The following is a 13394-nucleotide window of genomic DNA, read 5'->3' on the forward strand; positions in this document are numbered from 1 at the left end:
TATTGCAAATATAAATCTCCAGTTTTAACGACCGAACTGAAGGGGCTCTTCCCCTCTTATAAGCCATTTCTTACACGAGATGACGCTTATAATTGAAAATCCCGATAGCTAAGACTATGCTGAATATAATTATTGAGGTATATGCGAGGTTATTGTGAATGTTGTAAATCGTTATCCCTGTATTGTTAAAGAGTTTAATCCTAAATCTTATTTTTCCTCCAATTCACCGGCTCATAATTATCATATAAACATAAACTCGCATAAAATACTTACCGAGGAATTTACAGAAAAGGAATTAGCTGATTTTTATGAAGTGTTAGGCTCAAGGTTATTTTTTGGTAAAGGCGAGATCCTTTTTCAAGAATATGATGAATCAGATTCCTTTTATATTATTCTTGAGGGTGAGGCCGAAGTTTTTATTAGCACGAATACCAAGCACAATGAAAAACACGCTCATGTCTTAGCTACTTTGAAAGAAAACGATGTAATTGGCGATATGGCACTTGTTGAAAATAGGCCGCGTTCTGCATCCATTAGAGCGAAATCTGATTTAGCCGTATTAAGTTTTAATTTAGAAGCACTAAATGCTCATCCGCGAATACGCCTACTATTAACCAAAAATATGGCCAAAATCTTATCCCAAAAGCTGCGGGACACAAATCAGGTAACCATAAAAAAAATGGAAGAAAGTTTAGAGCAAGCGCAAGCACGCAATGTACTCGGAGTATTTATGATTGCGATGTTTTGGCTAATTAGCTTATATACATTATCGCTTACTACCCTGATTGGTATTGAAAAGAATTTAATTAACAATACTACATTTCTTTCCGTGGGTTTAATTATATTTTTTGCTTTAGGAATTCTTGGTGCCATGAGACTTACCGGGTTACCATTAAAACAGTTTGGGATTACTTTTGAAGATTGGCCAGAAAAAACCATACAAGCGTTAAAGTATTCGCTTCCCGTAATGTTTCTGTTTCTACTTGCCAAAGCCTATTTGGTGTATTGGGGAGCTAATCCAAATCATGTTGCCCTATTTTCAGGATTTGATGAGGGGTTAGTAAACGGTAAGTTTAGTGCTCCACTTTATTTGGTTGTAGTATTTTTTTATGCACTCCTTGTACCTATTCAAGAATTAATCGCGCGCTGTGCTTTACAGTCAACCTTTTTCTCTTTTTTGCCGGGAAATGAAACATTCCGAATTTGGAATGCGATTATCTTATCTAATCTTATTTTTTCTTCAGTGCATTCGCATTTGAGCTTAATGTTTGCTTCACTGACATTTATTCCGGGATTATTTTGGGGATGGTTATTTTATAAACAAAGCTCACTTGTTAGTGTTTCTGCATCCCATCTTTTAATTGGGGTATGGGGAATTTTTATCCTCGGAGCTAAAGGAGTAATTTATTGAGAGAATAGGGTTTCCCGATCAATTATTTTTTTCTGCTGTGCTGCTCTCTTTTTATAAAGGGGTATTTATGAGAGTATATGCTCTTTATATTTGCGTATTGGTCAATAATGAAGGTAGAAAATACAAATCCCAAAGCACAAACGGGTCTTACTAAGCTCGAAGAATTAACTAATGTAGTTATTTCTTTTATTAATAACCGAATTCAAAAAAGTACCGAACAAAAAATAATAAATCCTCGTTCCGCATTTAATAGCAATAAGATTCCTTCTATTTCAGTGCCTGATTATTTAAGGCGGCATACAGAATATCTCTACTTGGATGAAACAGATATCATCGGGATGTTTGTTCTTTTAGAGCGCTACCTAAGAGCGACAAATACGATGCTAACATTAACAAATGTTCATCGTATTATTACTAGCTGTATTTATGTAAGTCATAAGACTCTAAACGATGATTGCTATTCTATATCTACTTATGCACAAGTAGGGGGGATAAGTAGTGCAGAGCTAAGAAATTTAGAGTTATGGCTACTTTTTTCTATAGATTTCAATATTAGTGTCACTCCCGAAATTTATTCATTCTATAAACAATTTCTTATAAATTATATGCAGCCAACAAAGGCGCAAGCTTCTATTGAACCTGCTTCCGATACAGTGCATCATTTATCTACAAAGCTCGAGGAGCGAAGCGTTGCTAAGGGGAAAGAACCTGTCTCCGAAGCACAAAGAGCAACCGGAGGAAGTGTTTTTGCACGACACCGATTTATGCCTCCTCCACCGCAAGGTCAAGCCGCTCATGAAACTAATGATTCTCTCCCACTAAAAAATAACTTTAATGCATCGCTAAGTTAACTGGATTGAGATCCCCATTTGCATCGAGCGCCAAATTTTTTTGGCGCTAATTATTCTAATGGCTCATCGGGATTATGGACTGGCTGTGGTTCTTCAGGCTCAAGAGGGCTAGGAGGCTCTATAGGTTCTTTCATTTTTTATCCTTAAAAATATTTTTTATTAAATTTAGACCTTTTCCTGAATCATGTCTAATGACTAACTGCTTCCTTGCTTATTAATAAACAAATTTTTCATAAAAATCATATACCTTTTCATTGTTGAGCCGTTGTTGGTGTTTCATTGTAATGTGCATTATATAATCAGATGGATTTTGTTCTATACTAAATAGACTTAACTTATGAAAGGGGATTCATTATGCGATCTATTTTTGGAAAAGTTATAATCGTTTTGATGGCTACAGGATTTATGGCTAACAGTTATGCAGCTTGGAATTGGAATAGAAATGTTACCAAATGCTACGGCGGGCATTGCAAACATGTTGTAGTGCATAAACATTGTCAGAATGGTAGGTGTTGGGATTATAAGCATTATAATACATGGAATAGATAGTATCGTTATTAGCTTAGATTGGCTCCCTAATTTTTCAAAAACGTGCGCTTTTTGAAGAATTAGGGACAAAATACAATCTACACGCTACTAAATTATGTTAGGTCAGCGCCTCTATCATCATCGCTATAATAATCTAGTTGACAATAATTAATTCAGGATGAGAGTATTACCCGCTATTTTTTTGCGGGTGTAATCTATGTATAACGATTCGGAAGTTCAGGAACAAGTAGAAAAAATAAAACAATTTGCAGTTACAGGTAGAAAGATGTTTGGGGTAGCTGCATTTTTCGAACGTAAATGCACTGATTACTATAATGCAATAGATAGAATAGAGGAGTCACTCTTTAAATATTTTAATCAAAACATAGTAGATACTTTGGCTGGGGAACCATTGCCCTTTGACATACACCATGTTTTTTCACTAATACGGTCTAAGCTTAATGAGAACGCGAAATCCTTTTTTATCAAAAATGTAGATAGATGCATTATAAACGAGAGTTATTCGTTCCAAATATCCAAAGAAGGTTTTGATTTTATTCCTCCACTAAAAGATTATTCTCCTAAGGTCCAAGAGTTTATGCAGCAATTTGCTTATGCTGTAACTCTATACCAGGTGTGTTTAGGCGTGGCTGTTATTTATGAGGAGCTTGCAGAGCGTTTGCAGATCACACAATATAAAGAAATGATTAACGGCATGAATGAAATTGTTCGAAAAGTTAATACAGTAAAAAATGGAGAAGGGGCATACGCGCAAAAACATGCACTACTCGGGATGTTATTTAAGCAAGCAACAGATATAGATACGAAAATTAGTAATTTAATTGCTGCACAAAAGAGTGATGCAGATTTTTATAATGAAAAATCTAGCCAATTAATTAACCTACTCAATTTGGGCGTTGTATGTTTGCAGGGAGCTTATCAGCAATTCCCTAATAAGAGTCTTTTATCTTGGCTGGTTCGGGATACTAATTGGCATCGTTTACTCAAGACCATTTCTTTCTATTTATATTCTAACCAATATAGTTTTAATTCTGTAATCGATGGAACACATAAAGAAATACAGCAGCATATTGCGACATTCTCAGTGCTTAAAATTGAGTTTCTGGGGAAAGTTAATTCGTTGGTTCATGAAGAAATCTTTAAAATAAGGGTACAAGGAAGTTTATTAAATCATCCGCTTCCTATATATAAAGAGTCTTCCGAGATCTTACGAGCGCTTTATATTGCTCCTTCTCATGGTAAACCTGTTGAGGAAATGAAAACAAAATCCCCCTCTATTGATTCTTCAGAAAATAGCAAACAAACGCCACAACATCCGCGTATCTCAGAAGGGATAAGTATAAAAGAGTTGCAGCAATATCCTTCTTATACTTGGTATCGCATTTTAAATAATAGCCAATCAACATCCATGCCTTCGGAGAGTAGCTTGGTACCGAAGAGATAACCTGTGGAGGTAGGGCTCTTCTGATAAGATATGTTAACTCTTATTGTCAGAAGACCTTACCTTGAACAGAGTAGGGATGGTTATTCCATAATGTCTAGTGGCAACTAATTCATCCAGCCCAATGTTAACTTCTAATTAAAAATGTCGATTGATTCTTATCCACGTATCCCTCGTCTAGGGCATCTTTTAGGCATCTAATTTGTTGATTCTCATTAGTGTCAGCAAGCCAATAATTTCTACCCAGATCCTTACGGAATATAATATTATCGACATAAAGGTGTTGCTTTATTCCATTTACTTGAAAATCAAAACCATCATCTGATAGCAAGAGCGTATGTTTCGCTCCGGGGAAAAATCTTGGAAAACCGTGGTGGTTATTACCATGCGCAAGCCCTGAATAAAAGAGATAAGGCTTGGATTTATGCTCATTAAGAAATATTCTACGAGTGTTCTCATCAAAGATTGAATCCCGTCGTTCGTAGTACTCTTCCCAGTCTTTTTTTGTGGGGTGTCTGAAATATTCGGGGCTTCCTTCTCTGGCTTTTTTGCAGTCTAATACAACCACCCTAATGCCTGCTTGGATTGCTGCTGCCGCAACTCTTCGTGTATCTTCATCTCCATTGATTAATCTCGAGTTAATAGGGACTATCCCGTTACTGTCTAGTGATTCATCAAATAGATGTTGATTATTATCATTACCAAATTCAAAGAATAACGTCTCTATACCAATGCTTTTAAAGTATTGAAAGTTAGCAATTAAGAATTCTTTAGGAAATTTATGACTATGATATTCATTGATGATAATTCCTGGCGGAAAACCCTCAATAGAACCATTATGTATTAATTTTTTAAAAGCGGCATCTAATTGGTGTAATTTATTTTTTTGCTTAATAGGACGATTAAAAAAAACATCTGCTGAGATTTTAGATTGACTCATAATAATGACCTTCATTTATTAATGAAGCGCTTTATTCTGGTTAAAAAGGAAACCAAGCATCCTAGAACCTGGACACTGGTATTGGGGAGGTTCATTTGTTCGCGCTGTTACAAATAACTCCGTCCAACCTCGACAACAGTGTCCAGGCGGCGCATTATCATTATTTGTTGTACGCGTATTTGGTGCATTTTAAAATATTAGTTATTAATATAAAACAACATAATGGCACCAAATTACACATAAAGTCAAGTTTTTAGGAAAACTCATGGACAGACGACTCTCTTAGCTAGTAGTTTCTCGTTCCTTGAATGCCTTAAATGCAGTAGTTAAATCCGTGGCATCGCTGGTTTTAAAACAGAGGAAATAAAATATATTTGTTCCTTCGATGAGGATATTAGTACCATTTCCAGCTGGAGATGAAATGTAATAGTCAGGTTGTTTTCCATCGCGCTTAAGACTATTTTTCATCGCTTGAATCCGCATATCAGCACTTATTTGGTATCTAAAGTAAGCAAGAGCATCCATATAGGTTAGAATTTGGATTCTTTTAATATCCTTAAAAGATAAAAACGCGGTATACCGTTTATTTGAGCTGGATAAATCAATACTATTGAAGTTAATTTGAACTCCGTCATTTGTTAGCCTATAAGTGGGTAATTTTAAAACCTTATTAAGCGGTGCCGAGATGAAATTAAAAAAATATTTTAGAGGAAATCGGACCACTATATAAAATAAATAGCCTCCGATTAGTCCAAAGAATTGTGAGGAATAAACTAAATTATGATTAGGCGGGAACAAGTTTTTATACCAGAAGTGGAGAAACGTTCCGGAAAAATACATAACAGCAATTAATAAAATAATACTGAATGTAACATGTAAAATTGTATAAGCAGTTAATTTACTATCCAAATTATTTTTTGAAAGGTTTTTATTTCTCTGGAAACCGAGAGAAAGCATAATTAAAATACGATCCATAATAAAAGATAGGAAGATTGCTGCCGCAGCCCATACAAAGGGTGACGTATCGGGATTTAAGCCTTTTTTATCAAGCGTACACATAATTAATACCCCATTAGCGGTTATTAATAGGATAAGAAAGATAATGTAAGATATATTTATGGAGATCTTCCCGTAGTTCATCATACGCCTTGCTTGATATCAAGATTGAGGGCCTAGGCTCAAAGGTGCTCAAAAATAATTTAATAAATAATGTAATTATAACCCATGAATCAATAGGGGTCCGGCCTGAACCTAAATCTCAAAGCTCATTGTATGACTAGATTGATTATTGTACAATGCATCCGTTATTTGTAACTTCCGCAGCTTCTTGAACAAAAAGAAAGGTTTTTCAGGAAGTTATAAGTTATTTAATTTTTATTTTACAGAGGAAATTTTCATGGCTAGTTTCTTTTTTCGCAGCAACGATAACAAAATAAGTGACCTGGCAACAAAAGAAAATATGATGGTTATTGGCGGTATTATTGCTGCTTGTTCATTAGCTGCAATCTCTATGACGGCTTTTTTTGTTGCACTGGCTGCTACACTTTGCTTTTTCGGATACCAAGCAACGCAAGAACAAAAAGGTCCTTCATTTACATTTGGTTTTGACCGTTAATAATGAGGATGGCTCCGCTGCAATAAAAAATGGTAAAAGATAAGCATCTATTAGCTTATTCTATTGTAGACTGGAGCCAGAAAGCATAACTCAGTGTATATAAAAATAAATCCCTGAGAATCATATTAGACACGCTTTCCTATGAAGAACGATTAAATTTCAAATTAGCCAAACCTTAGCTCTTAATTTTTCCTTAATGTACATTTATTATAATCTTAGGCAAGATTATAACAATGGTTTTTATCATGAAAAGAAGGACCCTAGTATTCCGAGTTGGCGATCATTGGTTTTTACGAAATGTTCGTGATCTGTATGAAACCCTAACATCTAAATATACCACGGCAGATCAGCCCCGTGGAATTATGTCTATCTTCCCAAATCGTATGTCTTCTCCTTTCTGGTTTAGAGAGAAAGAGTCTTTTGAGAATTTGGCATGTTATCTTAAAGATAATCAATCTAAAAAAGCATTTCATGACACCATGGAGGAAGATGCGGAACTGAAAGTTTATTTGGCGGGCCATTGTTATGCTGGCTCCTCAGATTTATTTTCCTTAGAAACAAATGAAGCCTTATTTTTCCAGTTGGAAGTTCAAACCATTGCTAAAAGGTTACATCAAACATTTCAGGATATTGGGGTAAAACCAACCGCAGCAAAACCAATCAAAATCAGCTTAATTTGCTGTGAAGCAGCTTCTGGTTCCAATCATTATGGAAGAAAAGATGCTTTTGCGACTCAATTACTTGAGCATTTGCATGCTCTTGGCCACCAGCATATTTTGGTGAAAGCGCGAGAACTAAGCGTTAGCGCTCCTATATTTGGTAAAAAATATACTGCGGGGAAAAAAGAGCATTTCTACCTCGATGGAAATCATAACATTTACCATGTGGAAAAAACCAATGATCTTCGTTATATCTGTTTAAACCAAATAAAAAAATGTCATACAAATACTCGCGTTCGTGAAAAACAAGAATATTTGGAACATTGTATTCGGCAAATTGAGGAGCTGGGTTATCCCACACAGCAACAGCAAATTGAAGCCCTAAAACAAATTATTTCTCAGGCTCTGGAACAAGATGCAGTTAAGAGCTTTCGGTATGGTACAGGATATGTTATGCGTTTCTTAGGACGCCAATCAAATACAGAGCTTGTATTAAAAGAACTGCGTGAGATGCTCGAAAAACGTACGGAGGTCTATACCCCCTTAGTAGAAAATATTAATACAATTCCAAAGTTCTGATTGCCAGATAAATGGCATTGCTGATTTAACGAGAGAGGGTACCCCGAAGGGTACCCCAAGAAAATAAATCCCAATGTATTATTAGTGGAAAGGCTTCAAACTCTAACCTCAGAAGCCCGAGCTTGGGATTTAATAGTAACTGCCTTTTGTGGATTAAACCGAGCGGGATTGGCATGATGTGATTTATGGAAATAAATCCCAAAAGCGATGAAATTAACCACTTTGTAATAAAGATTATGATCTAAATTAAGAATATCCACCGAACCATCTTCTCGTTCTCGATGCGTTGCATAATTAAAATGAGCAAAAAATAGGATGTTAGCTATTAATGACGGAATATAAAACCAAACAAATAGATTAGGCCCTAGTAATAAAAACCAAAATAATATTTTAGAAAAATAAACTCATATCCAAATTAAATGCCTCACCGCCCAAATCCGTTTTATTTTTTCCGATTGACCATGATTTTCATAATATTCACGCCGAAGACAAGCATGAGTTTGTTTTTGCATTTTTTTAGCAAAACTCCAAAATGGTTGTGTACCTGGGGAATGCGGGTCTTTTTGGGAATCATCTGGGTATAAATGATGAATATAATGTTGTATTGCCCAGCCTGCATAACCATAAAGTTGATGCGTTCCAAAAATCTCACCAACAATTCCGTTTAACCACCGTGGCCTAATGCTGCCATGTGTGGCGTTATGAATAAGCGCTGCTGAAATACAACCAAATGCAATTGCTAGAGGAATAAGCAATAGGTACCATAATGAAAATGTAAATTTTAACCATCCGCCTCCATAAAAAAGGAGTAATGCATCAATTAAAACCATAATTACCAAAGATATACTGTGATAGCGTACTAGCATATAAGGATCTTGACGAAATACTCTTAAAGAAATCATTGTAACCACCTTTCATTACCCCCAGTACAATGAGGGGGTTTTGTTTATAAACTTAAATAACAAAAACTATTATCTATGTGCCACTTATTAGATTAGGGATAATAATTCTGATCAATTATAGTTCACATGGACCGGTTGTTATGCTGATATTGTGTTAAGGATATGCAAATATATGCTGTTACAGTTTAGAAGAATTATTTATTTTTAAAATTCTACTAGGCGCTTTTTTGCTCCAATTGAATCCCAATTATTTTCCAATCTTTAATGGGTTTGAACTCATTTTCCTCAGAAAATACGAGTATGGTATTTTTAGGGTCAATGGCAAATAAAGGATAATTTAAATCAGTCTTCGCTTGATAATCTTCAAAAGAGAATTGTTCCGTGAGCGTCGTGGTTTTAATTTTAGCACCTTCAGCTAATAGCTTATTGAAATTCTCGTAAGTTAAAGCGGAATTAAAAAGCACTCTACCGCTGTTTTTAAAATCAAATTTATCTTCCTTTTGCCCGGGTTGTGGCACTAAAGTTTGAATAGCAAAAATATCTTTTTCAGAGAAAATGGAACGATAATGTTTCGCGGTAAGAATATTTAAATCCAAATAAGGAGTAATAATTAATAACTGTTTAATTTGAATTAAATCTATTTTTTCTTCAATATATTTCGATATAGGATTGCCCCATAATGTAGGTAGATCCTTCATTCTTGCTGCATTAAGTTGGTCCCATTCTTCATCGATTAAGCAGGTATAAAAATTATTTTCTTTAAGTTGTACCGCAATGGCTTGGGATACATTATTCGCGCCAATAATAAGAAATCCTTGGGGTTTAGGTTCCGCAACTTTTAACCGGGTGGCTATCGTTTTCGCGGTAAGGCTTTGTAATATGATGGTTGAAATAATCATAAAGAAAGTTAGAGGCACTAATTTTTCTGCATCAAGATAACCTAGTTGAGTTAGTTTCATGGCAAATAATGAAGAAACAGCGGCGGCTATAATACCGCGTGGAGCTACCCATGATATTACATGCCGTTCAGACATAGTTAAATCAGAGCCCCAAGAGGAAAGATAAACGTTTACAGGGCGTATTAAAAATTGAATTATAAGAAAAAGAACTAGAGCCGGGTAGCCTAACTCGATAAACGAGGATAAATTAATTCGTGCTGAGAGTACAATAAATAAACACGACACTAAGATAATACTGAGGCTTTCTTTAAAATTTAAAACATGCTCCAACTCAATTTTTTTAAAATTCGCTAAAGTCACTCCCATTATAGTTATTGCTAATAATCCTGATTCGGAAATTAAATAATTAGCGCTAGAAAATATAATCCCAATCATTGCCAGAACAGCGAAGTTGTGTAAGTGCTGAGGAATCCAAAATTTTTTAAAAGCGACTCCTAAGCACAATCCGCCAATTAACCCCCAAAAGACACCCATAAGCGATATCTTTATAAAAACGAATAATCCTGCGAGAATGCCTTTGGCAAGGCTATTAGAAATTAGAACTTCAAATACTAGAACAGCTAAAATAGCGCCTAAAGGGTCAATTAATATTCCTTCCCAATGTAATACATTAGAGATGTTGGAGTTTGGCCGCAATATTCTTAACAAGGGAGAAATAACAGTAGGCCCAGTAACCGTCATTAACGCGGCAAACAAAAAAGATATTGCCCAGGAGATATTCATTATTAGATGAGTACAAATAGCCACTAAGATAAATGTTATCAATGCACCCCAGCTAATTAAATTGCGTATAACCCGACCTAAGCCGCTAATTTTCGAAAAAGAAAGCGTCATGCTTCCTTCAAATAAAATTATAGCTACGGAAAAAGAGACAAAAGGAAATAATAAGTCTCCCAACTGCTTATCTGGTTTAAGCCAGTGAAAAACAGGCCCCACAGAAATTCCGATAAGTAGTAAAAATAATATAGCGGGAACCTTTATATAGGACGCTATCCATTGGCATAGAAAGCCAGTGACTAATAATAAGGAAAATGCGAGGACTAAGGTTTCTGACATGAGTAGAATTATTATTGTTAAAATTCAAATCTATAGGTTTTATTAAATAATTGCTAGCAGATTCATATATTCTACATGTTCGTAATGGTTTTCATTAATATAATTAGTAAATATATGGAAGCTTAGGTGCTTGTGTTGCAACTAATCTTCCCTGTTTGGTATTACAATTAACCCGAGTGGAACCCTAGCCTATGCAAGATTGGAGTGCTGTAAAAAGAAAAATCCAATTGGTCTAACAATAAACAAAAAGTTGACTAATTGAAAGCAATGCGTATAATGTTTCAAATTAAACCAATCGAATCATAATTAAATCATATGCTGCAAGGTAAAACCTAGTAGTTATCCAGCCTTTTACCCTATATAACTTCTTGTTTTAAATTGTGCCAAGCATTAAGGAGCCTAAATGAATATAAACGTATTAGATTTCAAAAATAATGCGGAGCATTCTACGAGACTTGCTAAATTTTTAACGGAACAAGCGAATAAAGGCAATTACCAACTCGATGCCCATAATTTAATTGATGATATTCAGTTGTCTCATACTATAGTAATTAGGCAGTGCCGCTATACTTCTAAATTTCATTTTGAAGTAATTGGTGCGGAACAGTTAGGTAAAGAAGAAAAAGACCAGGTTTATCCTGTATTAGGTGAAGTAATAATAACCAATAATCGTGCCTCATTTAAAGCACGAAAAAATCGCGTAGTGAAGCTAGGAGCAGAGGCAGAATACGAAACCACCTCACCTTATTCGCATATGAAATTCATGGAAACTACAGAGAATACCTATTTATTTATGAAGTATTTTGTAGGTAAACAATTAGAAGATTATACCAATTTAAATAATATCTTAACTATTGATGAAAAACTTCGTTTATCAATTAATTTAACCGAAGCTTTATATTATCAGGTGCATAGCCATGACATTATGCATTTGGATACCCAAACAAAAAATATTATTTGCGATACAAATAGACGGCTCTCTTTTATTGATTACGGCATGAGCGAGCGAGTTGATGCCATCTTGTATGCTAACCGGACAGATTTTAGTGATGGTGTAAATGACTTCCAAGCTCTTGCTGCAAACCTTTACGAGATTTGGACTGGAATTTTTGCCTCGCAGATTTGGCCTATAGGCGATGATAATGAGGGGGAAGATATTCTATTAGAGTCAATTAACGGATTGGACGATACAGACCATCGTTCTCTTGCTGATTTAATAAGCGGATTACAACACGGTCAAATAACCTCAATTGCCGCAGTAATCTCAGTATTGGAGACTATACGCATCAATAGGCTTTCTCAGAATATCCCCACTGAGCAGCATAGACAACTGCAGCATGCCTATCAATGCGCAATAGCAATAAAAACGCCATTATTTTCAGTTGAAAATAATAGATTACTCAGGGTTTTTATAGAACAATTTAATGAAAAAATCCGCTTTCTTGAAGATACACCCTTCTCGGTAGAGCAATTTACTACCACATTAAATTTTTCTACTTTCTTCAATATTTATTCAAAATCGCAACTGGTTGAAAAAGCGAAAACTTTAGTTACTCAATTTAATAATAATCGATTAATGGTTCTTTCCTTTTATGAGGTTTTATCTCAATTAAACGCTATAGCTCCTAATAACCCTTTAGTTGTAGATATTAACAAAGGTATTAATACCTTATATTTTAGCAGGTCTGATAAAGGCATCGACAGCATCGAAGGGCTTAATAAAAAAATAAAAAGAAAATTAGACGATATTAATACAATGTATGATCAGTTTATTGTGAGTTTTATTGCTGCTGACATTAATCGCTCTCTTTTTGCCAACAACAGAAATTTAATTATAAATCCTTTGTTAGAAGAGTTACGCACTTTAAGAACATTTGGTTTGGTTCTTTCACCGCAAGAGATTAAATTATTACTTCGAGCAAGTTTATCTTTGCTTAATAAGCACGATGATGAAAAAGAAATGGAATTTTTGGCTCCAGAGCATTATCAAACCAATATGGTTGCTAGCATTTTAGAGTCTTGCCGCGCAAGCATACAAGCATGTGTTTTGGAACAATTAAAAGAGAAAGCTCCTCCTGCTCGTTTGAAGCAGCTCGAAGAGTTCTATGCCTCTAAAGAGCCAAGCAGCCTATCAAGAAAGGAAAAAAATTATTTACAAGAAACAAATCCAGCACAATTCAACTCATCTTCACCATACTTTTTTAATAATAAAGTAGGAAGCAAAAGGAAAGCTGAAGAATATGAGAATGAATATTCTAAAATCGTATGTATAGGTTGAGTATCCGATGCATACGGAAAGATTATGAAGATGTAATGGAAAATTTAAACAATGGACAAAAGCCTGGTTTGCTTTAAACCAGGTTTTCCTCAAATTGCAACCAAGAGATGTATTGGCAAATTAGATGCTTTCGCCAATTTGGTTATAAATAAAG

At 35.0% G+C, this 13394-nt stretch carries 10 protein-coding genes; 6 read left to right on the forward strand and 4 right to left on the reverse strand.

The window, feature by feature from the left end:
* The first annotated feature begins 154 nt into the window (after nucleotides 1-154).
* The 3 genes from BN3124_RS04545 to BN3124_RS04560 all read left to right on the forward strand — a co-directional run bounded on the left by BN3124_RS04545 (nucleotide 155) and on the right by BN3124_RS04560 (nucleotide 4255).
* Nucleotides 155-1411: a cyclic nucleotide-binding domain-containing protein gene (locus BN3124_RS04545; RefSeq protein ID WP_058533689.1), complete on the forward strand. Its 1257-nt coding sequence runs from the start codon at nucleotides 155-157 to the stop codon at nucleotides 1409-1411.
* Nucleotides 1412-1488: 77 nt separating this feature from the next.
* The gene (locus tag BN3124_RS04550; protein ID WP_058533690.1) at nucleotides 1489-2262 is read left to right on the forward strand and encodes a cyclin family putative virulence effector; all 774 of its coding nucleotides are present in this window, start codon (nucleotides 1489-1491) and stop codon (nucleotides 2260-2262) included.
* A 745-nt stretch (nucleotides 2263-3007) separates the two neighbouring features.
* Nucleotides 3008-4255 (forward strand): hypothetical protein, encoded by a 1248-nt coding sequence (locus tag BN3124_RS04560; RefSeq protein WP_058533692.1) that lies wholly within the window; start codon nucleotides 3008-3010, stop codon nucleotides 4253-4255.
* 124 nt (nucleotides 4256-4379) lie between these two features.
* On the opposite strand, the gene BN3124_RS04565 is transcribed toward BN3124_RS04560, so the two are convergent.
* Both BN3124_RS04565 and BN3124_RS04570 read right to left on the reverse strand, forming a co-directional pair.
* The gene (locus tag BN3124_RS04565) at nucleotides 4380-5192 is read right to left on the reverse strand and encodes a TraB/GumN family protein (RefSeq protein ID WP_058533693.1); all 813 of its coding nucleotides are present in this window, start codon (nucleotides 5190-5192) and stop codon (nucleotides 4380-4382) included.
* Nucleotides 5193-5474: 282 nt separating this feature from the next.
* Nucleotides 5475-6251, reverse strand: a complete 777-nt coding sequence (locus BN3124_RS04570; protein ID WP_230849071.1) for a hypothetical protein — start codon at nucleotides 6249-6251, stop codon at nucleotides 5475-5477.
* Nucleotides 6252-6519: 268 nt separating this feature from the next.
* Here BN3124_RS04570 and BN3124_RS04575 point away from each other — a divergent pair, with 268 nt between their 5' ends.
* Both BN3124_RS04575 and BN3124_RS04580 read left to right on the forward strand, forming a co-directional pair.
* On the forward strand, nucleotides 6520-6807 hold the full coding sequence (locus tag BN3124_RS04575; protein ID WP_149865203.1) for a hypothetical protein: 288 nt from the start codon (nucleotides 6520-6522) through the stop codon (nucleotides 6805-6807).
* Between the two features lie 245 nt (nucleotides 6808-7052).
* Complete coding sequence (locus BN3124_RS04580) at nucleotides 7053-8045, forward strand: hypothetical protein (RefSeq protein WP_058533696.1); 993 nt, start codon at nucleotides 7053-7055, stop codon at nucleotides 8043-8045.
* A gap of 404 nt (nucleotides 8046-8449) precedes the next feature.
* Here the strand turns inward: BN3124_RS04580 and BN3124_RS04585 are convergent, their stop codons facing one another.
* Together BN3124_RS04585 and BN3124_RS04590 are read right to left on the reverse strand one after the other, a co-directional pair.
* On the reverse strand, nucleotides 8450-8947 hold the full coding sequence (locus BN3124_RS04585) for a fatty acid desaturase (RefSeq protein WP_058533697.1): 498 nt from the start codon (nucleotides 8945-8947) through the stop codon (nucleotides 8450-8452).
* Between the two features lie 215 nt (nucleotides 8948-9162).
* Nucleotides 9163-10962, reverse strand: coding sequence for a cation:proton antiporter (locus BN3124_RS04590; RefSeq protein WP_058533698.1), 1800 nt, complete (start codon nucleotides 10960-10962; stop codon nucleotides 9163-9165).
* A 403-nt stretch (nucleotides 10963-11365) separates the two neighbouring features.
* On the opposite strand from BN3124_RS04590, the gene BN3124_RS04595 reads away from it, so the two are divergent.
* On the forward strand, nucleotides 11366-13240 hold the full coding sequence (locus BN3124_RS04595) for a protein kinase domain-containing protein (protein ID WP_058533699.1): 1875 nt from the start codon (nucleotides 11366-11368) through the stop codon (nucleotides 13238-13240).
* The last annotated feature ends 154 nt before the right edge of the window (nucleotides 13241-13394 follow it).

The organism is Legionella saoudiensis (assembly GCF_001465875.1).
GTDB lineage: Bacteria > Pseudomonadota > Gammaproteobacteria > Legionellales > Legionellaceae > Legionella > Legionella saoudiensis.

Bases quoted from the DNA above. Each gene is read 5' to 3' on its own strand.
- BN3124_RS04550 (WP_058533690.1), top strand. From the start codon at position 1,489: ATGCTCTTTATATTTGCGTATTGGTCAATAATGAAGGTAGAAAATACA.
- BN3124_RS04560 (WP_058533692.1), top strand. From the start codon at position 3,008: ATGTATAACGATTCGGAAGTTCAGGAACAAGTAGAAAAAATAAAACAA.
- BN3124_RS04565 (WP_058533693.1), bottom strand. From the start codon at position 5,192: ATGAGTCAATCTAAAATCTCAGCAGATGTTTTTTTTAATCGTCCTATT.
- BN3124_RS04570 (WP_230849071.1), bottom strand. From the start codon at position 6,251: ATGTGTACGCTTGATAAAAAAGGCTTAAATCCCGATACGTCACCCTTT.
- BN3124_RS04580 (WP_058533696.1), top strand. From the start codon at position 7,053: ATGAAAAGAAGGACCCTAGTATTCCGAGTTGGCGATCATTGGTTTTTA.
- BN3124_RS04585 (WP_058533697.1), bottom strand. From the start codon at position 8,947: ATGATTTCTTTAAGAGTATTTCGTCAAGATCCTTATATGCTAGTACGC.
- BN3124_RS04590 (WP_058533698.1), bottom strand. From the start codon at position 10,962: ATGTCAGAAACCTTAGTCCTCGCATTTTCCTTATTATTAGTCACTGGC.
- BN3124_RS04595 (WP_058533699.1), top strand. From the start codon at position 11,366: ATGAATATAAACGTATTAGATTTCAAAAATAATGCGGAGCATTCTACG.